General features: G+C 63.0%; 19 protein-coding genes. 7 read left to right on the top strand and 12 right to left on the bottom strand.

From position 1 onward, the window contains the following. Nucleotides 1-5 precede the first annotated feature (5 nt). Complete coding sequence (locus MMAR10_RS01640; RefSeq protein ID WP_011642259.1) at nucleotides 6-1,706, bottom strand: sodium:solute symporter family protein; 1,701 nt, start codon at nucleotides 1,704-1,706, stop codon at nucleotides 6-8. A 37-nt stretch (nucleotides 1,707-1,743) separates the two neighbouring features. Then, nucleotides 1,744-2,043 carry a DUF4212 domain-containing protein gene (locus tag MMAR10_RS01635; protein ID WP_011642258.1) on the bottom strand — a complete coding sequence of 100 codons (300 nt, stop codon included), beginning with the start codon at nucleotides 2,041-2,043 and terminating at the stop codon, nucleotides 1,744-1,746. 125 nt (nucleotides 2,044-2,168) lie between these two features. Between MMAR10_RS01635 and MMAR10_RS01630 the strand changes: the two genes are divergently transcribed. Further along, entirely contained in the window at nucleotides 2,169-2,534 is a 366-nt protein-coding gene (locus tag MMAR10_RS01630) for a BlaI/MecI/CopY family transcriptional regulator (protein ID WP_190273946.1), read from the top strand. 17 nt (nucleotides 2,535-2,551) lie between these two features. Here MMAR10_RS01630 and MMAR10_RS01625 read toward each other — a convergent pair whose 3' ends face one another. The 3 genes from MMAR10_RS01625 to MMAR10_RS01615 form a co-directional block, all read right to left on the bottom strand. Next, nucleotides 2,552-3,502 carry an alpha/beta fold hydrolase gene (locus tag MMAR10_RS01625; RefSeq protein ID WP_011642256.1) on the bottom strand — a complete coding sequence of 317 codons (951 nt, stop codon included), beginning with the start codon at nucleotides 3,500-3,502 and terminating at the stop codon, nucleotides 2,552-2,554. Between the two features lie 110 nt (nucleotides 3,503-3,612). Beyond that, nucleotides 3,613-5,925, bottom strand: a complete 2,313-nt coding sequence (locus tag MMAR10_RS01620; protein WP_011642255.1) for a TonB-dependent receptor — start codon at nucleotides 5,923-5,925, stop codon at nucleotides 3,613-3,615. After that, nucleotides 5,922-6,833, bottom strand: a complete 912-nt coding sequence (locus MMAR10_RS01615; RefSeq protein WP_011642254.1) for an alpha/beta fold hydrolase — start codon at nucleotides 6,831-6,833, stop codon at nucleotides 5,922-5,924. Before MMAR10_RS01615 ends, MMAR10_RS01620 begins: the two co-directional genes overlap by 4 nt. A gap of 82 nt (nucleotides 6,834-6,915) precedes the next feature. Between MMAR10_RS01615 and MMAR10_RS01610 the strand changes: the two genes are divergently transcribed. The 6 genes from MMAR10_RS01610 to MMAR10_RS01585 all read left to right on the top strand — a co-directional run bounded on the left by MMAR10_RS01610 (nucleotide 6,916) and on the right by MMAR10_RS01585 (nucleotide 12,321). Continuing rightward, nucleotides 6,916-7,524, top strand: coding sequence for a TetR/AcrR family transcriptional regulator (locus MMAR10_RS01610; protein WP_011642253.1), 609 nt, complete (start codon nucleotides 6,916-6,918; stop codon nucleotides 7,522-7,524). Further along, nucleotides 7,521-8,315, top strand: coding sequence for an enoyl-CoA hydratase/isomerase family protein (locus MMAR10_RS01605; protein WP_011642252.1), 795 nt, complete (start codon nucleotides 7,521-7,523; stop codon nucleotides 8,313-8,315). Before MMAR10_RS01610 ends, MMAR10_RS01605 begins: the two co-directional genes overlap by 4 nt. Beyond that, nucleotides 8,312-9,817, top strand: a complete 1,506-nt coding sequence (locus tag MMAR10_RS01600; RefSeq protein WP_011642251.1) for an AMP-binding protein — start codon at nucleotides 8,312-8,314, stop codon at nucleotides 9,815-9,817. Before MMAR10_RS01605 ends, MMAR10_RS01600 begins: the two co-directional genes overlap by 4 nt. Beyond that, nucleotides 9,814-10,221, top strand: coding sequence for a MaoC/PaaZ C-terminal domain-containing protein (locus MMAR10_RS01595; RefSeq protein WP_011642250.1), 408 nt, complete (start codon nucleotides 9,814-9,816; stop codon nucleotides 10,219-10,221). Before MMAR10_RS01600 ends, MMAR10_RS01595 begins: the two co-directional genes overlap by 4 nt. After that, nucleotides 10,218-10,607: a phosphate acetyltransferase gene (locus MMAR10_RS01590; protein WP_011642249.1), complete on the top strand. Its 390-nt coding sequence runs from the start codon at nucleotides 10,218-10,220 to the stop codon at nucleotides 10,605-10,607. The genes MMAR10_RS01595 and MMAR10_RS01590 overlap by 4 nt, the downstream gene beginning before the upstream one ends. Nucleotides 10,608-10,677: 70 nt before the next feature. Further along, nucleotides 10,678-12,321: a phytoene desaturase family protein gene (locus tag MMAR10_RS01585; protein ID WP_011642248.1), complete on the top strand. Its 1,644-nt coding sequence runs from the start codon at nucleotides 10,678-10,680 to the stop codon at nucleotides 12,319-12,321. Between the two features lie 27 nt (nucleotides 12,322-12,348). On the opposite strand, the gene MMAR10_RS01580 is transcribed toward MMAR10_RS01585, so the two are convergent. The 7 genes from MMAR10_RS01580 to MMAR10_RS01550 form a co-directional block, all read right to left on the bottom strand. Continuing rightward, the gene (locus MMAR10_RS01580) at nucleotides 12,349-13,521 is read right to left on the bottom strand and encodes an NnrS family protein (RefSeq protein ID WP_011642247.1); all 1,173 of its coding nucleotides are present in this window, start codon (nucleotides 13,519-13,521) and stop codon (nucleotides 12,349-12,351) included. A 73-nt stretch (nucleotides 13,522-13,594) separates the two neighbouring features. Further along, the gene (locus MMAR10_RS01575) at nucleotides 13,595-14,356 is read right to left on the bottom strand and encodes an anaerobic ribonucleoside-triphosphate reductase activating protein (RefSeq protein WP_083759483.1); all 762 of its coding nucleotides are present in this window, start codon (nucleotides 14,354-14,356) and stop codon (nucleotides 13,595-13,597) included. Beyond that, on the bottom strand, nucleotides 14,304-16,193 hold the full coding sequence (locus tag MMAR10_RS01570) for a ribonucleoside triphosphate reductase (RefSeq protein WP_011642245.1): 1,890 nt from the start codon (nucleotides 16,191-16,193) through the stop codon (nucleotides 14,304-14,306). The genes MMAR10_RS01575 and MMAR10_RS01570 overlap by 53 nt, the downstream gene beginning before the upstream one ends. A 134-nt stretch (nucleotides 16,194-16,327) precedes the next feature. Further along, nucleotides 16,328-18,073 carry a pyridoxal phosphate-dependent decarboxylase family protein gene (locus MMAR10_RS01565; protein ID WP_011642244.1) on the bottom strand — a complete coding sequence of 582 codons (1,746 nt, stop codon included), beginning with the start codon at nucleotides 18,071-18,073 and terminating at the stop codon, nucleotides 16,328-16,330. Between the two features lie 238 nt (nucleotides 18,074-18,311). After that, nucleotides 18,312-18,839 carry an inorganic diphosphatase gene (gene ppa, locus MMAR10_RS01560; protein ID WP_011642243.1) on the bottom strand — a complete coding sequence of 176 codons (528 nt, stop codon included), beginning with the start codon at nucleotides 18,837-18,839 and terminating at the stop codon, nucleotides 18,312-18,314. A gap of 110 nt (nucleotides 18,840-18,949) precedes the next feature. Beyond that, nucleotides 18,950-23,479 (bottom strand): glutamate synthase large subunit, encoded by a 4,530-nt coding sequence (gene gltB, locus MMAR10_RS01555; protein WP_011642242.1) that lies wholly within the window; start codon nucleotides 23,477-23,479, stop codon nucleotides 18,950-18,952. Next, entirely contained in the window at nucleotides 23,476-24,897 is a 1,422-nt protein-coding gene (locus MMAR10_RS01550; RefSeq protein ID WP_041637162.1) for an NAD(P)-dependent oxidoreductase, read from the bottom strand. The genes gltB and MMAR10_RS01550 overlap by 4 nt, the downstream gene beginning before the upstream one ends. Between the last annotated feature and the right edge of the window lie 372 nt (nucleotides 24,898-25,269).

Raw genomic sequence — 25,269 nt, 5'->3', positions numbered from 1 at the left:
ATTATCTAGGGCGCACGGATGCGTTCGACCAGCTCGCGCACCTCTGGAGGCGGAGCCGGTGTCAGAAGCGAGACCGTCACCGAGACGGCAAAGCTGATCATCATGCCGATCGTGCCGAAACCTTCCGGCGAGACACCGAGGAACCAGTGCTCGGCATCATTCGGGATCCAGCCGAAGATCTTGTAGGTCAGGATATAGGCGCCGGTGACCCCGAGCCCCGTGACCATGCCGGCGATCGCGCCCTCCTTGCTCATGCGCTGCCAGAAAATGCCCAGCAGGATGGCGGGGAAGAAGCTGGCCGCCGCCAGTCCGAAGGCCAATGCCACAACCGAGGCGACAAAGCCCGGCGGATATATGCCGGCGAGGATGGCGATCAGCACCGCCCCGGTGGCCGAGAGCCGCGCAATCAGGAGCTCCTGCCGGTCGCTCATCGATTTGAACAGGACCTTGCGACACAGATCATGCGAGATCGAGGATGAGATGACCAGCAACAGGCCGGCCGCCGTCGACAGCGCCGCCGCGATACCGCCGGCCACCACCAGTCCGATCACCCAGCCGGGCAGGTTGGCAATCTCCGGATTGGCCAGCACGAAGATGTCGCGGTTGAGCGTGGTTACCTCATTGGTCGCCGGGTCGGCGCGATACTGGATGCGGCCATCACCATTGCGGTCCTCGAATGCCAGGAGGCCGGTATTTTCCCAGCGGTGGAACCAGTCCGGCGTCTCGCTCTCACCCTCGACCAGGGCGGTGGTCCCGGCGTCATAGACGCTCTCATTCACCGTCTCGATGAAGTTGGTCCGGGCGAATACCGCGACGGCCGGGGCGGTGAGATAGAGGATGCCGATAAACAGAAGCGCCCAGCCGGCCGATTTTCGCGCGTCGGCCGCCTTGGGAACGGTAAAGAAGCGCACGATGACATGCGGCAGACCGGCGGTTCCCGCCATCAGGGCCAGGGTGATCGCAAAGACGTCAAAGGTCGATTTTGACCCGTCCGTATAGGGTGCGAAGCCAAGCTCGGTCAGCATGCCGTCCAGCTTCATCAGGAGCGGCGTGCCGTCGGCGACATTGCCGACAAAGCCGAGCTGGGGCACGGGCGATCCGGTCAGCTGCAGCGAGATGAAGATCGCCGGCGTCATGAAGGCAAAGATCATCACGCAATACTGGGCGACCTGGGTGTAGGTGATGCCCTTCATGCCGCCGAGCGTGGCATACATGAGGACGACCAGCCCGCCGATGATGACGCCGGCCTCGATCGGGATCTCCAAAAAGCGCGAGAAGGCGATCCCGACACCCTGCATCTGTCCGGCGATATAGGTGAAGGAGACAAAGATGGCACAGACCACCGCAACCACGCGGGCCGTGTCGGAGTAGTAGCGGTCGCCGATGAAGTCCGGCACGGTGAATTTGCCGAAACGTCTGAGATAGGGCGCGAGAAGCAAGGCCAGCAGGACATAGCCACCGGTCCAGCCCATCAGGAAGACCGAGCCGTCATAGCCGGAAAAGGCGATCAACCCGGCCATCGACAGGAAGGAGGCGGCGCTCATCCAGTCAGCCGCGGTGGCCATGCCGTTGAAGACCGGCGGAACATGGTGTCCGGCGACGTAGAACTCGTCGGTCGAGCCGACACGCGAGGCAATGGCGATGCCGATATAGAGCGCAAAGGATGTAATGACGAAGAAGCCGGTCCAGAACAGGGTCGCGGTCATGACGCGTCCTCCTGGTCGAGCCAGAACAGGGTCGCGGTCATGACGCGTCCTCCTGGTCGAGAATGTCATCGCTTCCGAGCCGTTCGGCAAAGCGCGCCTCGAGCCGGTTCATGGCCCAGGCATAATAGAAGATCAGCACGATGAAGGTGAGGATCGACCCTTGCTGGGCGAACCAGAAACCCAGCGGCGCGCCGCCCAGCGAGACCTGGTCCAGCCACGGGCGCAACAGGATTCCGAACCCGAAGGATACGGCAAACCAGATCATCAGGAGTGTGCCCATCAGAGCAAGATTGGCCCGCCAATACGCCTTGCGCGCCGAAGACTTGTCTTGCGCCATATGCTCCCCCAAGCTGATCGCATGACATGTTTGGCGACCTTCGGCGCGAGCTTTGCAAACAATTCCTTAACACACCAGACCTGTTGCAATTCAGGTCAGGACGAATTTGTGGGAGGATGATGATGATGAGCCAGCACGACCGCCTCACCGACGACGAGAATGCCACCATGCGAATACTTTGGGATCGTGGCGGCGCGTCTGTCAGCGAGCTTGCCGTGGCCACACGTCAGCCGGCGGATACCACGCTCGCCGTGCTCCACGGCCTGCGCCGCAAGGGCGCGGTCGAGCGCCAGCAGGATGGCCGCACCATTGTCTATCGTCCGCGCCTGAACAGCGAAACGGCCCGCACCCACTCACTGGGTCGACTGTTGTGCGGTGATGCAACGCCCCAGGATAATGGCCTGGGTGTCGTGGTGCTGCGCGAGAGCGATGTCGACCCGCAGGACTGGGCCGACCTCCAAAAAGAGATCGCCCAGCGCCGCAAGGCCTGATCTTCGCAGTCTGAAATCTAGTCTTCCACCAGGAAAGCCCGAAGGTCGGCCAGCGTCGATGCCGGTGCTTCTTCATGCACCACATGTCCCAGGCCGGGATAGGTGATCAGTCGCGCGTCAGGGATCGCCGTGGCGAATTGCGGCCCGTGTGCCGGCGGGATGATGACATCGGCCTCACCCCACATGATCAGGGTCGGCGCCTGGACCTGCGCAAGATCGGCGCCTGGTTCGGGCAGGGTAAACACGCGCAGCCGCTCGACCATGGCCTGTCCCACGCCATCGCCGCGCATCAGTTCAAGCACCCGTTCAGCCGTGCCCGGTGGCATGGCAGACGGGTCGCCATAAAGCGCGCCTGTGGCCGCCGTGATGATCGGCTGCGGTGCCTGGATCAGATAGAATTGAACGCCCATCGGCACCGGGACCGGATCCTCTGTCACGCCATTGATCGAGAAACCGCCCGGGGAGAGCAGGACGAGCCGGTCGACCCTGTCCGGGTTCGCGGCCGCCTGACGCCAGGCGACCAGGCCACCCAAGGAATTGCCGATCAGGGTCGCCCGATCAATCTCGAGAGCCCCCATCAGCCCATCCAGGAATTCAACGGTTTGCGGCACCGAATAGCGGGCCTGCGGGTCAGGTCCGGTCAGGCCATGGCCTGGCAGGTCCATGCGTACCACGCGGTAATCGGCTGACAGTGCGTCCGCCCAGGCGTCCCAGCTTTCCAGCGAATGGGAGAACCCGTGCACCATGATCAGGGCGGGGGCGTCGTCTGGCCCCTCAATGCGGACTCGGGTGCGCACACCGTCCACATCGACCAGCCGGTCGGCATCGGTCCACCAGGGCGAGTCCACCGAGTCAGCCAACGCGCCTTCCGCGGGCGCCTCGGTACCGGTCGCGGGCCGATTGAGGACGTAGACAACTATTCCGGCCAGAAGCGCGAGACCGAGGAAGACGGCAATCAGAAAGCGCATGACAAACCCCTGAGCATCAAAATGAGCGCGGCGACACCCGTCAGGGCGCCGCCGCAAGCATAGTCCGGATGTGACGGGCGGGGGAGGTGCCCGCCCGTCACGATCAGCGCCTAGTAACGCCAGGCAATGGTCGCCGTGACGGTGCGCGGCGGGCCGTAATAGCCGATCAACGTGCCTTCCAGACCCAGCTCCGGAGCCAGGGTGGTGTTGTTGACGAAGTCATAGCCGGAGACCCGATACTCTTCGTCGGTCAGATTGCGGCCGTGCAGGCCGAACTGCCAGTGGCCATCTTCGCCTTCCCAGACCATCGATGCGTTCCACAGGGTGTAGGCACCCTGGTCAAGCAGCGGGAAGGGGAATTCGAACTGGCTGGAGTCACCCCGGTGGCTGATCGTGTTGATCACCGACAGGTCACCGCCGTGCAGCGGCGTGATGTAGGTCAGCGTCGCTGAAGCCGTGGTGTCCGGCGTGTTCTGGATCACCACATCGTTGGAGACATCGACGCCGAAGGCGTTGATGAACTGGTCGTATTCGCCGTCCAGCAGACCGATGGCCCAACCGAGGGTCATGATGTCGCCCTGGGCAAACACGTCCTGACCGAGATCCAGCGAACCTTCATATTCGATACCGCGAATGGTGGCGGCGCCGGCATTGGTTGTGACGCCGGTGAAGGTGTCGTTGACGCCGTCATTGTCGGTGTCGATGCCCACAGAACCCGGCACCTGGATGTCGGTATAGTCCATGTTGAAGACGGCCAGGCTGTGGCGATAGCCATTGCCCTGGTATTTCCAGCCGATTTCGATGCTGTCGACCGTCTCCGGATCAAAACTCATGAACTGGAAGACTTCATCGGCCTCGATCGTGCCGTTCTGGTCAAAGTCCGGCGTGCCCGTCGTCTGGGCGCGCGGATCGAAACCACCGCCCTTGAAGCCCTGGGAATAGGTCACATAGAAATTATTCTCGGCGTTCGGCTGCCAGGCAAGCGAGGCGGTCGGCGAGAAATCATCCCAGGAATTGGTGCCGGTGAAGTCCGACGTCGTGGCGATCGGAATGCCAGCACCACCGAAGAATTCGGAGAAGCCGTTGATATAGGTCCGGCGCAGAACGGTCGAAGTCCGCTCGTCCTCGGTATAACGGCCGCCGAGTGTCAGCGAGAACTCATCAGTGAGGTCATAGGTGAAGTTGGCAAAGACCGACCAGGTCTTTGTGTCGACATCACCGAACGTCTGGGCGTTCAGGCCCGGCAGGGAGATCGCAGCGCCGAGGTTTTCCAGCAGCACATCGAAAACCGTCGTCGCATTGGCGTCGAGATAGTAATAGCCAACCAGGCCGTTCAGACGCTCACCGGAGTAGAGCAGCTGGAACTCTTCGGAGAACTGCTCGTTCTCGTAGATCGCCGGCACGTCGAGGTCGCCGGACGGCAGGTTGTCGAAGTCGATCGGCGTGACCGAGGTGTCATTACGGTCGGCGAGAATATTGCGAACGGTCCAGTTCTCGTTGATTTCCCATTCCGCCGTCAGGGCAAGACCATCGCCTTCAACGTCCTGTTCGACCACATTCAGGCCGGCGCGGGTGTCATGGACATTGTCCAGAACCGGAGCACCCGACAGGGCACCCGGGGTCAGGCGGTGGCCGCCGCGGGCGTTCGATGTATCCGCGACGCTGTCATAGGCGAGGCGCACGAAGAAGCTGTCGGTCGGCTCCCATTCGGCGGACACGCGGTAGCCGAAGACATTCTTGTCGTAATTCTCTTCGCCGGTGTTCAGGTTCTCGCCATAGCCGTCGCGCGTGAAACGCCCGAGCGTGCCGCCGACACGGAAGGTGTCGGAGAGCGGTGCGCTCCCGGACAACACCGTATCAAGCTGGCCATAGCTGCCAAAGCCCAAACGAGCTGACAGGGTCGGCTCGTCGGCATCGATGCGACGGGTGACGTATTTGACAGCGCCACCAATGGTGTTGCGGCCGTAGAGCGTGCCTTGCGGACCGCGCAGGACTTCGATCCGGTCGACATCATAAATGTCGAGCACGGCGCCCTGCGGACGGTTGAGATAGACGTCGTCGACATAGATGCCGACACCGGCTTCAAAACCGGCAACCGGGTCCTGCTGGCCAACGCCGCGAATGAAGGCGGACAGCGTCGAATTGGTGCCACGGGACACTTCCAGGGTGATGTTCGGCGTGGTGTCGGCGATGGCGACAATGTCCAGCGCGCCCATGCGCTCGAGATCTTCACCGGTCATGGCCGTTACCGAAAGCGGCACGTCCTGCAGCGTTTCCTCGCGGCGGCGGGCGGTGACGGTGATGACGTCACGGCCTTCCGACGCACCATTGTCCTGGGCGACGGCGGGTGCCGCAACCAGGGCTGAAGCGGCAACCGTGCTCAACAGAAGCGCGGTGCCCGTCAGGGTCTTGAACTTTTTCATGAGATACTCCCCTCAGAGGTTTCATTGGATGTCGCCAACGCCAGGGCCTGGCGGGCGAAGTTTCGGACCACATCGACAAACTCTTCCGGCTGTTCGAGATGTGGAGCATGCCCGGAGTGGGCGAACCCGTGCGCCGTGGCAGCGGGCAGGGTTTCGACGAGATAGCGGCTCGTCTCCGGGCCGTAGGCTTCGCTGCGTTCGCCAAAGGCGATCAGCGCCGGGATGGCCATTCCCGGAAGTTCGGCGCGCAGATCCTGCTGCGCCATCGACGACCAGAGGTCGGCCATGGCATCGGCATCACGTGCGCGGAGAAGGTTGAGAGCGTCGGCCACGATCTGTGGCTCACGCGCTGCCCGGTCGCGGGCAAACATGCGCGGCGCGAATGCGGCAGCATAGGCAGGCCAGTTGGCCCGCATTGCGTCGGTTGCCCGCTTTGACGCCTTGGCATCCATGCCGCTCGACATGCCCAGCGCCCAGCAATCATCATTGAGGATGCGCGGGCTCATGTCTTCAATCACCATGCCGGCGAGGCGGTCATGACCGTGCCGCTGGATCATCGACCACAGGACAGTCGCGCCCATTGACCAGCCCAGCACCACGGTCCGCGTCAGCTCTTCCCGCGTCAGCAGCTGGTTCAGGTCGTCAGCGAGATCACTGATGGTCGTCGGCGCCGATCCGGCCGGCGTCGCTCCATGGCCACGAAGGTCGGGCACCAGAACCCGGAACTCGGTTGCCAGTGCCTGCGCGACGGTATCGAAGAATGCACCGGAGGCGGCCCATCCATGCACAAGCAGCAAAACCGGGCCGCGACCAATATCCCGATAGGACATCACCGTGCCATCGCGCAGCGTCAGGTGTCGCAGCGCGTGCTCACCTTCGTCCGGACTGTGCGGCTGTGCGTCGGCCACGGTTTGATCTCCCCTTGGCCGTCCAATTTCTTCTGGATCGTGCCATATTGATTTAGGATCCATTTTGTGAAAACTGAATCATATGTCAACTTCAGAATCCAATACGATCGATAAACGACCCAAAACCGCTCGCGGTTTGCGGACCCAAAGCAAGCTTCTGGAAGCGGCGGAAGGCGCGTTCGGGGAGAATGGCTTCCATGCCACCTCGATCGGCGACATCACGCGCCGAGCCTCGGTGGCACTGGGAACCTTCTACGTCTATTTCGACTCCAAGGACGAGATTTTCAGAGCCCTCGTCGCCCATATGGGCGAGATGACGCGCGGCTGGATCGCCGAACGTGTCAAAGGCGCACCGGACCGGCTTGAAACCGAACACCGCGGCCTCGTCGCCTATATCGAATTCGCCCGCGCCCATCCGAATCTCTACCGGATCATCGAAGAGTCCCAATTTGTCGCGCCGGACGCCTACAAGGCCCACTACGACGTTTTCATGGACCGCTATCAGCGCAATCTGGAAGACGCAGCGGCGCGCGGCGAGGTCGCTGCAGGTGATCAGGGCACACGGGCCTGGGCGCTGATCGGAATGAGCGTTTTCATGGGACTTCGCTTCGGGATTTGGGAGCGCGACCGCGACCCGGAAGACGTCGCTCGCGTGGTCTCCGACCTGATCGCCAATGGCCTGAAGCCATGAATCCGGGTGCGCCCCCTTCGCCGGTCCTTGTCAGCCGCGACGGAGATGTCGCTCGGATCACGCTGAACCGTCCCGGCCATGGCAATGCGCTGGAACCAGGCCTTCTGCACGCCTTGTGCGCCGCGATTGGCGACTGTCACGATGCCCGCGCCGTCGTCCTGACCGGGGCCGGACGCGCCTTTTCTTCCGGCGGCGACATCCGCGAATTCCATGCCCGCGCCGACAATGTCGCATCACTGCAAGCCTTCGGCGACACGGTCGTATCTTCACTCAACCGCGCAATTCTTGCGCTACGGGACCTGCCCTGCCCGACCATCGCCGCGATCAACGGACCCGTGACCGGTGGATCCATCGGCCTGGTGCTCGGTTGCGACATTGCCCTCATGAGCCGAGAGGCCTTCATCCAGCCCTATTACGCCAAGATGGGCTTTGCCCCGGATGGCGGCTGGACCGCACTGCTGCCGGCCAGGATCGGCAGCGGGCGCACCGCCAGCTGGCTGGCGCTCGACAGCCGCATCGATGCCGACACTGCTCTGGCCATGGGCGTCGTCGATCGCATCTGTGCCAGCGACGACTTCACGGACCAACTCGCTGCGCTGATCCACGAGCTCGATGACCATGACCCGCAAACGGCACTGGCCAGCCGCCAATTGCTCGATGCCGGCGACAGCTCCCACACGCTGGCCGACCGGCTCGAGCGCGAGCTGGACAGTTTCAAGCGCATGCTGGTGCGGCCGGAAACCCGTCAGCGGATGGCCGCCTTTCTGGCACCAAGGGAGGCTGCAGGATGATGGACATCCTCACCGACATCACTGCCCGGCGCGCGGCCCTGACGCCCGAACGACCGGCCTTTCACATCGTCGAGACCGGCGAGATCATAAGCTTTGCCCGACTGGAAGACCGCAGCGCCCGCGCGGCCACTGTCCTCGCGGAAAGGGGCGTGGGCGAAGGAGACCGGGTCGCCATCCTGTGCCGCAACCGGGTTGAATTCTTCGAAGCGCTGTTCGCCTGCGCCAAGCTGGGCGCCATCCTCGCGCCACTAAACTGGCGCATGCCGGCGCGTGAACTGGCCGAACTCCTCGCCGATTGCGCGCCGACCTGCCTGCTTGTCGGTTCTGAGGATCGGCAAAAGGCTGCAGCGGCGGCGCAATCACTCGCGCTCATCTTCGTTGATCTGGAGAATGAATGGCCGGCCGCCCGCGATGCGGCACCGCCCCATCCGGGCCGGCCAGCCTGGCCGGGCGATCAGCCTTGGTATCTGATCTACACCTCCGGCACCACGGGCCGACCCAAAGGCGTGATCCAGACCTACCGCATGGCCTTGGTCAATTATGTCAATATCTCCCAGGCAATCGACCTGCGGGACGGCGAGGCAACCGTCAATTTTCTGCCTCTCTTCCACACCGCCGGGATCAATCTGCACACCCTGCCCGTCCTGATGGCGGGCGGGCTCAACCACCTCCTGCCGGGCTTCGACGCCGGCACGGTGCTGCGTCTGATCGATGATGGTCAACTCGATGTGATGTTGTGCGTTCCGGCCGTCTATCGCGAGCTGGCGCTCCACCCGGATTTCGCCACCGCCGATCTAACCCGCCTTCGCCACTGGGCCTGCGGTGGAGCCCCCATGCCGGACGTGCTGATCGAAACCTTCGCGGCGCGGGGCGCTGTGGTGTGCAACGGCTTCGGCATGACAGAGACGGGGCCGACCGCCTTCCTCATGGATCGCGAACACGCGCTCGAGAGGATTGGTTCGGTTGGCAAACCCCAATTGCTGATCGAAGCCCGCATCGCCACCCCGGACGGTGAGGCGCTGGCCAGCGGCGGGACCGGCGAAGTCCAGTTCTTTGGACCCGGATTGACGCCTGGCTACTGGCAGCGCGATGACGAGACCGCGAAACTCTTCACCGCCGATGGCTGGCTCAAGAGCGGCGATCTGGGTCGGTTCGACGCCGATGGCTATTGCTATATCGCGGGCCGGATCAAGGAGATGTACATCTCGGGCGGCGAAAACGTATACCCGGCCGAAGTCGAAAACGTGCTCGACGAACATCCGGCCGTGCAGGAATCCGCAGTCACCGGAATCGCTGACGACAAATGGGGCGAAGTTGGCTGCGCCCATCTCATCCTGCGTGACGGACAGGCCGTGACCGACATGGCCCTTCGCGACTGGTGCCGGGAACGCCTCGCCGGCTACAAGGTGCCGCGCCACTTCCGCCGAACCAACGACTTTCCACGCACAGCAGCGGGAAAGGTCCAGAAGCATCTCCTGCCGCTCCCGGAGACTGTCGAATGACGCCGGGCAGTTCGCGTGAAACCGGCACGAGCGCACGTCTGGACAAGACATTCAGCCAGGCTGATTTCGACGCCTTCGCTCGGCTGTCCGGTGACGACAACCCGATCCATTGCGATCCTGGCTTCGCCGCGACGACACGCTTTGAACGCACCGTGGCCCATGGCGCGCTGTTGTGTGCGGTGTTGAGGCGGTTGGTCGAGGAAGTCTATCCCGGCGCCCGCCAGCTCAGCCAGGATAGCCAATACCCCGCCCCAAGCCCGGTCAACGAAGCGCTGCGTTTCGAAGTGGAAACCGTCGGCACACCGGATCCCGAAAACGCCCGACGGGTCGCCCTTGCGCTAAGGGTCACACGGCTTTGCGACGGCGTGGTCACCTGTACGGGTGCAACGGAGATCGAGATATGAGCACCGCGCTCACCCTCGGCCAGACAGCGCGTGTCGAGCGTTGCTTCTCGGCCTCTGATGCCGCTGACCTGCAGCGCCTGACCGGTGGCACGCTCGACGCCGACTGCGTTCCGGAGGCACTGATCAATGGCCTGTTCTCGCAGCTGCTTGGCGTCGACCTGCCGGGCCGGGGCACCAATTATCTCAAACAGGAAACCCGCTTTCTGGCCCGCGCGCCGCTGGGACAGAGGCTGACTGCCAGCGTCGAGATAACCCGTCTCCGGCCGGAGAAACATCTGGTCGACCTGGCCACGCGCTGTGTGTCAGCCGACGGGACCGAGATCGCTACCGGTCGCGCCCTGGTGCTGGCAAAGGACGTCGCCGGCGCCTTCGATCCGTCAGTCTGAACAGGCCTGGGCGGCCACAACCTACGCGAAGCATTGCTCTTTTCCGACTTCGCGGCAAAACTCCGCCGCCATGGCAACCCTGACCCGACTCTCCGCTCATACCTCACACAGGCCCAATCCTGACCGCGACATCGTGATCATTGGCGGCGGCCATAACGGCCTCGTTTGCGCCGCCTATCTCGCCAAGGCCGGTCTGAAGGTGACGGTTCTGGAACGCCGCGACGTGGTCGGCGGCGCCGCCGTTACGGAAGAATTCCACCCCGGTTTCCGTAACTCGGTCGCCAGTTACACGGTCTCCCTGCTCAACCCGAAAGTGATCGCCGATCTCGACCTGCACGGGCATGGCCTGGAGATCGTAGAGCGGAAAATCGGCAATTTCCTGCCGCTTGAGGATGGCTATCTACTGGCCGGGGACGGGCTGACCGCTGATCAGGTGCGCAAGTTTTCCGCTACCGATGCCGAGCAACTGGCAGAATACAGTGATCGGCTCGAAGTGGTCGCAGACACGCTGCGCGCACTGGTTCTCGAAACGCCGCCCAACCTGTCCGACGGTGGCTGGTTGGGCGCCATCCCGGAACTTCTCAAGGCCGCAAATCTGGGCGGTCGTCTGGGCAGCATGTCAATCACGGCCAGGCGTGACCTCCTGGACCTGTTCTCCAAGTCGGCCGGCGACTGGCTCGACGGCTGGTTCGAGAGTGACGCCATCAAGGCCCTGTTCGGCTTCGACAGCATTGTCGGCAATTTCGCCAGCCCCTACACGCCCGGCAGTGCCTATGTCCTGCTGCACCATCTGTTCGGCGAGGTGAACGGCAAGAAAGGCGCCTGGGGTCATGCGATCGGCGGCATGGGCGCGATTACCCAGGCCATGGCCCGCTGCTGCGAAGCGCGAGGCGTCGAGATCCGCACCGGTTGCACCGTGGAAGAAGTTCTGGTCGTGGATGGCGGCGCCGGCACGGTGGTATTGGGCAGCGGCGAGACGTTGAGCGCCCGTGCCGTGGTCTCCAACCTCAACCCGAAACTCCTGTTCGGCTCGCTGATTGACCCTGCCGCACTGCCTGCCGACTTCAATGAGCGCATCCGCCACTACAAATGCGGCTCCGGCACCTTCCGGATGAATCTCGCGCTCGACCGGCTGCCGGATTTCACAGCCCTGCCCGGCCCGGGCGATCACCTGACCGCCGGCATCATCATGGCGCCCTCCCTGGCCTATATGGAACAGGCCTATGCCGATGCCCGCCGGCAAGGCTGGTCGAACGAACCGATCATCGAGATGCTGATCCCGTCAACGCTCGACCCGACCCTGGCGCCGGACGGGCAACATGTGGCGAGCCTGTTCTGTCAGCATGTCGCCCCGGAACTCTCCGGCGGCCGTGACTGGGACGACCATCGCGACGAGGTGGCAAAGGTGATGATCAACGCGGTCGACAAATGGGCCCCGGGCTTTGCCAACAGCGTGCTCGGCTATCAGGCTCTGACCCCGAAAGACCTCGAACGGACGTTCGGCCTGGTCGGCGGGGATATCTTCCATGGCGCGCTCAGCCTGGATCAGCTGTTCTCGGCCCGGCCCGTACTCGGCCATGCCGACCATCGCTGCCCGATCAAGAATCTCTACCAATGCGGCGCTGGCACTCACCCGGGCGGCGGTGTCACAGGCGCCCCGGGGCACAATGCCGCGCGCGAGATCCTGAAGGATTTCGGCAAGCGGATGGGGTAGTGCCTGACCCGGTTGTCGCACTCACTGTCAGGCGTGAACCCGTTTCGGGCCAACCAACATTGGCGCATAAGCAATTGCAAACAGCAAAAAAGCGCTACTCCAGAGCAAGGCTGCCGCTATCAACCAGCCCGACCCGGTCGGATTGAGCGCGGCGAGGACCCGAAGGGCCGCGCCGGCGTGAACGAAAGTATAGATGAGGGTCGTCAGGCCGTCAGCTGACCGTGACCGGCCAGTATGACCCAGAGTGGCTCGCGTCATGACCGCGAGCGTCATCGCGCCGACCAGACCGGCTGCAATTGCGTGCAGGCCTGCGCTGGGCGGGACAATCGCCGGGAAGATGATTCCCACACCGACCAGTCCAAGCGAAACGGACAACCAGAAGAACCCGGCATGGAGAGACCAGACAAGCGGTTCGGCCAAGGTTGCCTGCCACTGCCACCGCAATTGACGCAGCAACTGGCCAAGACCGGCCGCGACCAAGATCAGGCCGGTCAGCCACAGATCGGGCAAGCCGATCCACATCACGAGCGCGACACCCGTCAATGCGAGCATCAGCTTGTCAAAGCCCTGCATCGGCGGGGCAAGGCGTGCAACCGAAGGAGCATTTTGTGCAGCGAGCCAGTTGCGGGTAAAACTGGGAATAATACGCCCGCCAATCAGGCTGATCAGTAACATCGACACAGCGAAGGTTGCGCGGATGGCAATGGCGCTCGTCGCAGGGTGGTGAAAGGCCAGATGCGATAGGGCGAACATCAGGACGAGGATCGCGATCGGCAGGTTTCTCCAGTTCCGGCCGATGATGATCTCGCGAAAAACCACTCCCGACAGAATCACGAGAAACGAAACATCCAGGACTGTAGCCGCCAGGCCAGGCATCCATAGTGACGCGGCCCGGCCAGCCAACCAGAGCACGAACAACATGGCCAGCCCGGATCCGGCGACGGGTGCGCGCCCTGTCCAGTTCGGAATCGCCGTGAGAGCAAAGCCGCAAACTATGGCGGCGAGAAATCCATACAGCATCTCGTGAGCATGCCCGGTTACGCCCTGCGCGGTCGGTATCCAACCCAGATATGCGGCAACCCACAACGGTACCAGGCAAGCCGCCCAGATCGCACCGCCCAGGAAGAAGGGCCTGAAGGCGTTCTGAAGAAATGCCGGCGCGGCCCTCCGCTTTGCACCCCGGTCCACTGAAGCGTTCATGGTGCTCCACCGCCTTTTGTTTGACTTTTGTCAATTAGACCCGTGCGCGTCGGCAGAGCCATGAGACCCATTGTCACGCCGCTCTGGCATGACTTGCCCGTCGGACTGAAAATCCGGGAAAGCGTTGCGCCAGATCGGCCTGCAGGTCTTCATCCAGGAACGCCGCGCCCCCCATCGCCTCACCGGTCGCCGGGTCCCGACATTCCTGGAGGGCGAAATCCTTGCACCCCAGTCGATGCACTTCGGTGGCGATCTGCCGGACAGCCTCGCAATCAATCAGGCTCGGCCAGATGGTTACCCTCACCTCGTAGGGAATGCCCCAAGCGGCGAGCATGGCGAAACTGGCCTCGGCCCGACGCCCGGCCTGATTGACACCCGTGACACCGCCATAGCCTGAAAACGGCGCCTTGATGTCAAATCCGACCCAGTCGACCCGGTCGCGCAGACGCTGAAACCGGTCCGGGGATATCCCGGACGTGTGCAGACCGACCTTGAATCCGAGCGACCGGACATGATCCATCGCCGCCGCCAACCCGGACTGGACAAGCGGCTCTCCGCCGGAGAACACCACGGCTTGCAACAAGCCGCGGCGCTCCTTCAGGCGGGCTGCGATCTCTCGACCGTCAATTTCCGTGTCCGCGTGCACCGGGAGCAGGTCCGGATTGTGGCAATAGACACAGCGCAATGGACAGCCTTGCAGGAAGACAACCGCCGCCATCTGCCCGGGATAGTCCAAGGTGGTGAACGGTTGGAAGCCGCCCACCCGAATGGCGGACAATCCGTCAGGCAGCACGGCGAGACGTCCGGCGTTCCGTGAAGTGCTGGCGCTCTTCATGCTCGGACTTTTTGCCAGGATTGAACGCCTCGACAGGCCGGTGATAGCCCATCACCCGCGTCCAGACCTCGCAGGCCTGACGATTGTCCGGATCATAGCGCCCGGCCAGTTTGGCCTCTTCATCACATGTCGGACAGAAATGTTCCTCGCCAGCCAGATAGCCATGATGGGGACATATCGAGAAGGTCGGCGTCACGGTGATGTAGGGCAGGTGGAAGCTCTCCAGCGACCTTCGGACCAGCGCCGCACAGGCTTCCGGACTCGACAGCCTTTCGCTCATGTAAAGGTGCAGGACCGTTCCGCCTGTATACCGGGTCTGCAAGGCGTCCTGACGGGTCAGGGCCTCGAACGGGTCATCGGTAAACCCGACCGGCAACTGACTGGAATTGGTGTAGTAGGGCGATGTCTCAGTGCCGGCCTGCAGGATGCCCGGGAAGCGTTTGGCGTCCTCCTTGGCGAACCGGTAGGTCGTGCCTTCCGCCGGCGTCGCTTCCAGATTGTACATATGGCCGGTCTGGTCCTGGAATTCGAGCATGCGGGCCCGAACATGATCGAGAAGGCGCAAGGCAAACGCTTCGCCGAAGGGTGTGGTGATGTCCGCCTCGTCGTGGGTGAAATTGCGGATCATTTCATTGACGCCATTGACGCCGAGCGTCGAAAAATGGTTCCGCAAACTGCCCAGATACCGCTTGGAGTACGGGAACAGCCCGTCATCCATCAATGACTGGATCAAGGCCCGCTTGATCTCCAGGCTGTCACGTCCAAGCTCGAGGAGCCGGTCGACCTCGGCCATCAATCCAGCCTCATCGCCGGCGAAACGGTAGCCAAGGCGGGCACAATTGATCGTCACCACACCGATCGAACCGGTCTGCTCGGCCGAGCCGAACAAGCCATTGCCGCGCTTCAGCAACTCGCGCAGGTCCAGCTGAAGGCGACAACACATGGAGCGTATCTGGTTGGGCTTGAGTTCCGAGTTGATGAAGTTCTGGAAGTACGGGAGACCATATTTGGCGGTCATGTCGAACAGGCGTCGCGCATTTTCCGACTCCCAGGGGAAGTCATCGGTGATGTTGTAGGTCGGAATCGGGAAGGTAAACACGCGCCCGCGTGCATCGCCGCGCGTCATGACTTCGATGAAGGCCCGGTTGATGATGTCCATCTCGGCCTGGAGTTCACCATAGCTGAAGTCAACCGGTTCCCCGCCGACCATGGCAACATCGTCGCGGAGATCCTCCGGACAGACCCAGTCAAAGGTGAGATTGGTGAAAGGTGTCTGCGTACCCCAGCGCGACGGAACATTCAGATTGAACACAAATTCCTGCATCGCCTGCACCACGGCATCATAACCCAGGCCGTCAAGACGCAGGAAAGGAGCAAGATAGGTATCAAACGAGGAAAGCGCCTGGGCGCCGGCCCATTCATTCTGCAACGCCCCCAGAAAATTGACGATCTGGCCGAGCGCACTGGTGAAGTGCCTTGGCGGAGCGGCCTCGATCTTCCCGGGGACACCGTTGAAGCCCTCCACCAGAAGATTGCGCAATGACCATCCGGCGCAATAGCCCGCCAGCATGTCCAGGTCGTGGACGTGCAGGTCGGCATTCCTGTGCGCGATCCCGACGGCAGGCGGGTATACGTGATCGAGCCAGTAGTTGGCCGTCACCTTCCCGGATGTATTCAGTATCAGGCCGCCCAGGGAGTATCCCTGATTGGCATTGGCCTTGATGCGCCAGTCCTCGCGGTGGACATATTCCTCGATGGTCGACTTCACATTGATTTGCGCCGCGACCGCTTGTTCGATCCGTCTATCCTGATGCCAAGCCAATTGTTCCGACTGCATGCTACCCTCCATCAACACGATATGTTGTCGTGTCCTGCAAAATGACCACAACATATTGTGTCATTCCGGCGAGGGCGTCATCGCGACGCCTTGACGCGCGGCCCTGAGCCGCACCGAACATGGCTTGACATTTATCAATTCATGTGGGTCTCAAGGCGATCGAGGAAGCGCGGCATCAAGGCCGACCGAACCTGCGGATTCCGCCAGAACGGGTTCATGAACACGCAACGGATCAGGACCAGGGACTGGCAATCGGCCTGACCGCCGTATCGGTCGAGATGGCTGTCGATCAGTGCGCCGTAATTCGCCACCGAGAGTTCGGTCCTGGAGACTGAAAATTCCGGGTCGCCGACAAATGCTTCGAAAACACGCCGGGTCCGCGCATTGGAGGCGGCAAGGCCCTCGCCCTGTTTCGCCAGGGAGAAACACAGAATATTGGAGTCTGCCGGTTCGAGAATCCGGACAAGGCGGCATCCGGAAACGAGCGCCTGTTCGAAGTAGGCGCGACTGTCGAGTGTGCCCGCCATGATATCGCCGAAACCTTGCGGGCCGAAGGTCAGGGTCTTCCCCGTCAGCCAGACCGCAGCGGCACCGGAGCCGCTGCGCGAACCTTCCAGCGTCATCATCCATCGGTCATTGGGAGCCGACCGGTCGATATACGGCGCTGCGAAAGTCGAATTGGCGTAGCTGGCCTGGTCCCTCACAAGGAAGGCGCCACAGGCATACGGCACATATCCCAGCTTGTGTGGGTCCAACGTTACGGAGTTGGCCCGGCGAATGGCCTTCAACGCGCGACCGGCATGCTCGCTCAGGACCCGACCGGCGTCACCACCCAACATCGAGCACAGGAAGCCGCCCCATGCCGCATCGACATGATGCCAGATGTCACGGCCCGCATCGCGCCACGCGTCGAGCACATCACAGACACCGTCAACCGGATCGATTTCACCCGCTTCTGTCGTGCCGGCGACGGTGACCACGGCAAGGACCGGGCGACCAGCGGCGAAGGCCCGTTCAATTGCTTCGCGCAATGATGCGAGGCTGAGCCGGCCATTCCGGTCCAGCCCAATCGTCCAGAAGGCCTCCTCACCCAGGCCGAAAACATTCGCGGCCTTCTGCCATGAGAAGTGCTTGTTGCCCGGGACCAACAGGACCGGGCCGTTCCACTCGCGGCCGGACGCGCGGGTAATTCTGGCCGCAATCCGGAACGGATTGCCCAGGACTCCGCTGGCTTCACGCAGCTCCGCATCGGTGATGTTGTGAGTTGCGGCCAGGGCCGTGTGGGCTTCCCATCCAAGGTGAGCGAAGCTGACCGGATCAAATGGCTCGCCTGTCTTTTCTGCGATGCACAGACCCAATGCCAGGGAGTGATCCATCCGGTAGCGGGCTCGCCAGACGCTCTCGAAATTGGCGATGGTGCCACCACTGGTGAAATGACCCTGCGCCCGGGCCGGATCGAAACCGATCATCGCGGCCAGCATGGAGATCGCCTCATCCTCGACCCTGCCGCTCACACGGGCCACATCGCGAGACGTATTGTTCGGATTGTGCAGCAGCGTGACAAAATGCCCGAGCAAGGCGGGCACTGACAGTTCCGACACCATGTGACCAATGTAACGGGGCGTGTACTTGGGCACTTCCCCCGTCATCATGTCGCTGAGTTCACGGACTTTTTGTGAGAGCATGTCCTGGCCGGCGAGAAAATCCGGCGTCAGTCGGATCGACTCCGGGATCGGTGAGGGATCCTCGCTGAACAGCGCGCGGCGCCAGTCGAACCATTGGTCCAGGACACGATCGAACTCGGATCGAAGCCAGTTGGCATTCTCGGATTTCGGCCCGAGGAAGCTGACCCCTTCCAGACACCCGGATACTTTGCTCATATTCCACTCCACAACGATACGGACATCCGTCAAGGCGGTGCCAGTCTAGCCCCTCCCATCGTTGATAATTGATAAAAGTCAAGGTGCATTTTCGCACATCTCCAATGCCTGTCAGCCAGCGAATGACCGGTTCGGCCGGCGCCAACACGAACAGGCGCCGGGCAGCCGATCCTCAGCATAGAAAAAGCCCCGGACCAGCCGGTCCGGGGCTTGTTGCATTGCCGTGTTGTGACGTTGCTCAGCTTTTCACGCGCTCAATCGAATCCAGGATCAGCTCGCGGGCCTTGGCGGCGTCGCCCCAGCCGATGACCTTGACCCATTTATTGGGCTCGAGATCCTTGTAGTGCTCGAAGAAATGCTTGATCCGCATCAGCTGGGCTTCCGGGATATCGTCCGGCTCGTTGACCTTGCCATAGAGCGGGGAGAGCTTGTGATGCGGGACGGCGAGGATCTTCTCGTCCATTCCGCTCTCGTCTTCCATCAGCAGGACGCCGATCGGGCGGGCGCGCACGACGCAACCCGGCACCAGGGTGGTATGGCCGACGATCATCACGTCAATCGGGTCACCATCTTCCGACAAGGTGTGCGGCATGAAGCCGTAATTGCACGGATAGCTCATCGGCGTGTGCAGGTAGCGATCGACGAAGAGCGTACCGGCATCCTTGTCCATCTCGTATTTGACAGGCTGGCCACCGACCGGGACTTCGATGATGACATTGATGTCTTCAGGCGGATTTGCGCCCGCGGAGATTTTGTCGATCCGCATCTTGTGCTCCTTGCGGCTGGTCCGGGCGATGTCTTACGCCCGATATCTGGGCCGACCAATGCCCGTGTTGCGCCGCAATATCAATTCTCAAGGTCAGACAACCGCCAGATTCAGGCCGACTGGCTGTCATTGGCTGCCGCAAGTGCCGCCCGCTCACGTTTCACCACTTCCTCACCGCGCAGATGGACGAAGTGTTGCCGCTCTGCCGGCCAGGCGGCCAGCAAGCGGGCCGCGATGCGCGAGCCGGTCTCGGCCGCATGGCTCTCGATCATCGACAGGCAGCGACGTTCGCCCTCACCTTCCAGATCGAAGGCCAGCACAGTCTCGCGGTTGAGTCGGGCATCAAGGCGGCGATCCGGGTCATAGATGAAGACATCGCCACCGGTCATGCCGGCCGCGAAATTATCACCGACCGGGCCGAGGATCACGGCAGTACCGCCGGTCATGTACTCACACCCGTTTGTCCCGCAGCCCTCGATCACCGCGTCGGCGCCCGAATTGCGGACACCAAAACGCTGGCCGGCCCGTCCTGCCGCCAGCAGGCGTCCGGAGGTGGCGCCGTAAAGGCAGGTATTGCCGATGATGGCGTGTTCCTCATTCGCCTCGGTCGCGCCGCCATAGGGCCGCACGATGATGCTGGCGCCGGACAGGCCCTTGCCGACATAGTCATTGGCATCACCGTCGAGCTCGATCCGCAAACCCTTGGCCGAGAAGGCGCCCAGCGACTGGCCGGCCGAGCCACGCAGACGCAGCGTCAGGTGGTCGACCCCCAGCCCGTCCGGGCCGAACCGCTCGACAATCTGTGACGAGGTCCGCGTGCCGACGGCGCGGTCGGTATTCTTGACGCCATAATCGAGCTGCATCTTCTCGCCGCGATCGAAGGCAGGGGCGGCGTCCTGGATGATTTGTTCGTCCAGCGCCGGCGCGACGTCATTGCGCAGGCTGCGGGTCGAGCGGGCCGGACGTTCCACGGCATCGGCCCGCGACATGATCGCCGACAGGTCGAGATCGTCCAGCGCCTGCGAACCACGCGAAACCTGGTCGAGCAGGTCGGCCCGGCCAATAATGTCTTCCAGCGAGGTGGCACCGAGGTCGGCCAGGATTTCACGCACGTCCTGGGCCAGGAAGGTCATCAGATTGACGACATGGTCGGGAATGCCACCGAAGCGGGCGCGCAGGTCGTCATCCTGGGTGCAGACCCCGACCGGGCAGGTGTTGGAATGGCACTGCCGCACCATCAGACAACCCAGGGCGATCAGCGAAGCGGTGCCAACACCGAATTCCTCGGCGCCCAGCATGGCAGCAATGACGATGTCACGACCGGTGCGGATACCGCCATCGGCGCGCAGGGTGACGCGTTCGCGCAGACCGTTGAGCGACAGCATCTGGTGCGCTTCGGCAAGGCCGAGCTCCAGCGGTCCGCCGGCGAACTTGATCGAGGACAGGGCGGCAGCTCCGGTGCCGCCAACCGAGCCGGAGATATTGATAATGTCGGCATTGGCCTTGGCGACGCCGGCCGCAACAGCCCCGACGCCCGCGGCCGCGACCAGCTTGACGCCAACCCGGGCCGTCGGGTTGATCTGCTTGAGGTCGTAGATGAGCTGGGCCAGATCCTCGATCGAATAGATGTCATGATGCGGTGGCGGCGAGATCAGGCTGACGCCCGGCGTTGCCAGTCGCATGCGGGCGATGAATTCGGTGACCTTGAAGCCGGGCAGCTGGCCGCCCTCGCCGGGCTTGGCGCCCTGGGCGACCTTGATCTCCATCTCGCGGCACTGTCCCAGATACTGGGCGGTGACGCCGAAACGACCGGATGCGATCTGCTTGACCGCGGAATTCATGTTGTCGCCATTGGGCAGCGGCTTGTAGCGGGCCGGATCCTCGCCGCCCTCGCCGGACACCGACTTGGCGCCGATCCGGTTCATGGCCACATTGAGCGCCCCATGCGCCTCGGGTGACAGCGCCCCCAGCGACATGCCCGGCGTGACAAAGCGACGGCGGATGCCATTGATCGACTCGACCCGGTCCAGACCCACGGTCGGACCGATCGGGCGCATGTCCATCAGGTCGCGCAACTGGATCGGACCCTGATCCTTGATTGCCGCGCCATATTGTTTCCAGGCCGCCGGATCATTGTCGCGGACAGCCGTCTGCAGGGCGCTGATCACCGGCGCATTGAGAGCGTGGCGATCGCCGCTGGCGCGTTGGCGATAGAAGCCGCCGATCGGCAGCCGCGCTTCGCCATGCCAGGATCGGCGATGAAGGTCGATAGTGCGCACTTCCAGACCCGGCAGTCCGATACCGGAAATCCGGCTCACCACGCCCGGCAGATAGGCCTCGACCAAGGCGCGCGACAGGCCAAGCACTTCGAAATTGCAGCCCCCGCGATAGGAGGAAATGATCGAAATCCCCATCTTTGAGAGTATTTTGAGCAGGCCGCCATCGAGTGCCGTCTTGAGACGGGCAGCTCGTTCACGGGCCCAGCTTTCTCCGCCCACAGCCTCACGACCGGCCGTGACCGTGTCGAAGGCGAGATAGGGGTTCACGGTGGTCGCGCCCAGACCGATCAGGACGGCAGCATAGTGGGCATCGAAACACTCACCTGCCCGCACATTGAGCGAACAGAAATTGCGCAGGCCCTCGCGTGTCAGGGTGGAGTGGACTGCGCCGGCGACCAGCACCATTGGCAGCGCCGCATTCTCGCTGTCCTGGCGGTGATCGGTGAGCACCAGATGAGCCGCACCGTCGCGAACGGCGGCGACGCATTCGCGGATCACCTCGTCGATCGCGGCCCGCAGGACCTGCCCGTCACCATTGGCACTCGCAACCGGCAGGAGACAATCGATCTCCTTGATCGCGCCGCCCATATGGTCACGCCAGCGCTCATAACTGCCATTCGACAGGATCGGGCTTTCCAGCACCAGCACGCTGGCCCGCGCCTCGCCCTGGCCGAGGATATTGCCCAGATTGCGGAAACGGGTCTTCAGACCCATCACCCGGCCTTCGCGCAGGGGGTCGATCGGCGGGTTGGTCACCTGCGAGAAATTCTGGCGGAAGAAATGGGAGAGCGGGCGGTAGCTTTCCGACAGCACGGCCAGTGGCGCATCATCGCCCATCGAGCCGACCGCCTCCTTGCCATCCTCGGCCATCGCCTTGATGACCAGCTCGATATTCTCGAAGGTAAAACCGGACGCGGCCTGACGGCGGGTGCGATCGGCATCATCGAACAACTGATCTTCGGCGCCGGGGCCGACAATCGGTTCGATATCCTCCATCTCACCCAGCCAGCGCGTATAGGGGTGCTGCTCGGACAGCTCGTTGAGGATGTCCTGCTCGCGGAAGAATTTGCCCTCGACAATGTCGAGTGCCACCAGACGACCCGGCGTGATCGAGCCGCGTTCGGTGACGGTGGCCGGATCGACCGGCGCCATGCCGGTCTCGGAGCCGGCCACGAAAATATCGTCATTGGTCAGCGCATAGCGCATCGGGCGCAGGCCATTGCGGTCGAGCCCGGCAATCGCCCAGCGGCCATCAAAAGCTGCAATCGCGGCCGGACCGTCCCACGGCTCCATCACCGCATTGCAATACTCATACATCCGGCTCCAGCCCTCGGGCATGACATCGGCCCGCTTGGACCAGGCTTCCGGGATCAGAAGCGTCTTGGTCATCGGCGCCGACCGCCCGGCCCGGACCAGGATTTCGAAGGTCTGGTCAAGCGCCGCACTGTCGGACGCGCCAGACTGGATGACCGGTTTCACATCCTGCTCGACATCGGCAAAGGCCGTCTCGGCAATGTGAACCTCATGGCTCTTCATCCAGTTGATATTGCCCCGGATCGTGTTGATTTCGCCGTTGTGCGCCAGCATGCGGAAGGGCTGGGCCAGCCGCCATTCGGGGAAGGTATTGGTCGAGTAGCGCTGGTGGAAAATTGCGAAGGGCGAAATGAATTCCGGCGATTGCAGATCGGGGTAGAATGCGTCGATATCCTCGGCCCGGAACAGACCCTTGTAGATGATATCGCGCGAGGACAGCGAGCAGACATAGAGGTCGCGCAGGTTTTCCTCGCGAGCCCGGCGCTCGATCCGGCGACGCACGATATAGAGGACACGCTCGACGGCCTCGCTGTCACGGCAGCGCGGATCGCGGAACAGGACCTGCTCGATTTCCGGCAGGGTGGCGCGGGCCTTGTCGCCCAGCACAGACGTGTCGATCGGCGGCTGGCGCCAACCGTAAAAGGCAAACCCCTCGCGCAGGATCTCCGCCTCGATGATCGCCCGGGCCCGTTCGCGAGCGGCGAAATCGGTCCGCGGCAGGAAGACCATGCCGACGATGACATCGCCGCGCTCGGGTTCGTGCCCGGTGCGGGCGACGGCAGCCTTGAAGAATTCCTGCGGCACACCGACGCGCAATCCTGCGCCGTCACCGGTCAGCCCGTCAGCATCGACGGCGCCGCGGTGCCAGACCGCCTTGAGCGCATCAATCGCCAGCTCGACAATATCGCGGCGGGCTCGCCCCTTCATGTCGGCGATCAGGCCGACACCACAGGCATCGCGCTCGTCACGCGGATCGATCAGGCCGGCATTGGTGAGGGTTTCCAGCCCCTGGCGGTGGGCGGCTTCGGACCAGGTCTTGTTCGTCATTCGGCCGCTCCCAGCACACGCATGCGATTGTCGAGATAGGATTCGATCGAGCGCGCGGCATCGAGCCCGTCCTTGATCGCCCACACCACCAGTGACGCACCACGGTGCAGGTCGCCGGCAACGAAGACGCCGTCCAGGCTCGCCATGCGGGTATCCCGGTCAGCCTCGACCCGGCCGTCTCTATGGACCGACAGATCGGGCTCTTCGAACAGGACCGGCAGGTCTTCCGGTGTGAAGCCGAGCGCCGAAATCACCATCTCAGCCTCGACATCCCAGGTCTTGCCCGGATCCGCTTCCGGCGCACGGCGACCGGAAGCATCCGGGGCACCCAGGCGCATGCCCTGCACCCGGACGGCGGAAATGGCATCACCCTTTGTCAGGACGGCGAGCGGCGCGGACAGCCATTCGAAGACAACGCCCTCCTCCTCGGCATGTTTCACCTCGCGGGCCGAGCCGGGCATGTTGGCCCGGTCACGGCGATAGAGACAGGTCACCGACCTGGCCCCCTGACGCACGGCGGTGCGCACGCAATCCATGGCCGTGTCACCGCCACCGACCACGACCACGCGCTTGCCCCTGGCGTCCAGCACGCTGTCATTGGCAGCCGGATCGCCCAGATCATCGCGATTGGCGCGTGTCAGATAGTCGAGTGCGGCCAGCACGCCATCGCCGGAGCCCGGACAGGTCAGGGCCCGCGCATTGTAGACGCCGGTGGCCAGCAGTACCGCGTGATGTCCGCTGCGGATCTCCGCCAGCGTGGCGTCCCGCCCGACTTCGAAATTGAGTTTGAACGCGACACCGCCGCGCACCAGCCGGTCGATGCGGCGCTGGACCACATGCTTTTCCAGTTTGAAGCCGGGAATGCCATACATCAGCAGGCCACCGGCGCGGTCGGCGCGTTCATAGACCGTGACCGCAAATCCGCTCTCGCGCAGGCGCTCGGCCGCAGCCAGGCCGGCCGGGCCGGAGCCGATCACGGCGACACTCTGCCCGCGTTCCGGCCCGACCTTGAGCGGCTCGACCCAGCCCTCTTTCCACGCCGTGTCGGTGATGTATTGCTCGACGGCACCGATGGTCACGGCGCCATGTTTGGACTTTTCGACGACGCAGGACCCTTCGCACAGGCGGTCCTGCGGGCAGATGCGACCGCAGATTTCGGGCATGGTCGAGGTTGCGGCCGAGGCGTCATAGGCCTCCCTGAGACGATCCTCTCCGGCCAGCATCAGCCAGTCGGGGATATTGTTCTGCAAGGGGCAACCGGACTGGCAAAAGGGGACGCCGCATTGCGAACACCGCGAGGCCTGCCCGGCAGCGGCTTCGGTGGTGAAGGCGCGATAGATTTCATTGAAATCCTCACGCCGTTCGGTTTCCGAGCGCTTTTCCGGATAGGTCTGGTCTATGTCCACAAATCTGAGCAATCCGGCCCCCTTGGCAAAGTCGAAAGTTCGCCAATGCAGCACAGACTTCGCAAGTGCACAAGTCGGCGACGATGCGGCGTATTGGCATTTTATGCCGCAATTTGGACGATGGAGGAATGAAATTCCAAACCAGACCATGGATTGGTCGATGAGAAGCAAATAGTCGGTGCACGCTTCGCTCGCCAGACAGGCGGCACGCGCAATGATGATGCGGCCCCGCTCGTATATGCAGCACAATCCTCGCCTCTGAGCCACACGCCCGACGTCGCCCGGCACCGCCCGACGTCGCCCGAAAGGTGGACACCAAACCGCCAGACAGCATCCATGGCATGACAGTCCTCGCGGACCTGCCTAGTCTGCAGCCAGGCCCAT

The sequence above is a fragment of the Maricaulis maris MCS10 genome (assembly GCF_000014745.1).
Classification (GTDB): domain Bacteria; phylum Pseudomonadota; class Alphaproteobacteria; order Caulobacterales; family Maricaulaceae; genus Maricaulis; species Maricaulis maris_A.
This window is presented reverse-complemented; position numbering and strand designations above follow the sequence as displayed.

Coding starts and splice junctions, on each gene's coding strand:
- MMAR10_RS01640 (WP_011642259.1), bottom strand. CDS start 1,706: ATGACCGCGACCCTGTTCTGGACCGGCTTCTTCGTCATTACATCCTTT.
- MMAR10_RS01635 (WP_011642258.1), bottom strand. CDS start 2,043: ATGGCGCAAGACAAGTCTTCGGCGCGCAAGGCGTATTGGCGGGCCAAT.
- MMAR10_RS01630 (WP_190273946.1), top strand. CDS start 2,169: ATGAGCCAGCACGACCGCCTCACCGACGACGAGAATGCCACCATGCGA.
- MMAR10_RS01625 (WP_011642256.1), bottom strand. CDS start 3,502: ATGCGCTTTCTGATTGCCGTCTTCCTCGGTCTCGCGCTTCTGGCCGGA.
- MMAR10_RS01620 (WP_011642255.1), bottom strand. CDS start 5,925: ATGAAAAAGTTCAAGACCCTGACGGGCACCGCGCTTCTGTTGAGCACG.
- MMAR10_RS01610 (WP_011642253.1), top strand. CDS start 6,916: ATGTCAACTTCAGAATCCAATACGATCGATAAACGACCCAAAACCGCT.
- MMAR10_RS01605 (WP_011642252.1), top strand. CDS start 7,521: ATGAATCCGGGTGCGCCCCCTTCGCCGGTCCTTGTCAGCCGCGACGGA.
- MMAR10_RS01600 (WP_011642251.1), top strand. CDS start 8,312: ATGATGGACATCCTCACCGACATCACTGCCCGGCGCGCGGCCCTGACG.
- MMAR10_RS01595 (WP_011642250.1), top strand. CDS start 9,814: ATGACGCCGGGCAGTTCGCGTGAAACCGGCACGAGCGCACGTCTGGAC.
- MMAR10_RS01590 (WP_011642249.1), top strand. CDS start 10,218: ATGAGCACCGCGCTCACCCTCGGCCAGACAGCGCGTGTCGAGCGTTGC.
- MMAR10_RS01585 (WP_011642248.1), top strand. CDS start 10,678: ATGGCAACCCTGACCCGACTCTCCGCTCATACCTCACACAGGCCCAAT.
- MMAR10_RS01580 (WP_011642247.1), bottom strand. CDS start 13,521: ATGAACGCTTCAGTGGACCGGGGTGCAAAGCGGAGGGCCGCGCCGGCA.
- MMAR10_RS01575 (WP_083759483.1), bottom strand. CDS start 14,356: ATGAAGAGCGCCAGCACTTCACGGAACGCCGGACGTCTCGCCGTGCTG.
- MMAR10_RS01570 (WP_011642245.1), bottom strand. CDS start 16,193: ATGCAGTCGGAACAATTGGCTTGGCATCAGGATAGACGGATCGAACAA.
- MMAR10_RS01565 (WP_011642244.1), bottom strand. CDS start 18,073: ATGAGCAAAGTATCCGGGTGTCTGGAAGGGGTCAGCTTCCTCGGGCCG.
- ppa (WP_011642243.1), bottom strand. CDS start 18,839: ATGCGGATCGACAAAATCTCCGCGGGCGCAAATCCGCCTGAAGACATC.
- gltB (WP_011642242.1), bottom strand. CDS start 23,479: ATGACGAACAAGACCTGGTCCGAAGCCGCCCACCGCCAGGGGCTGGAA.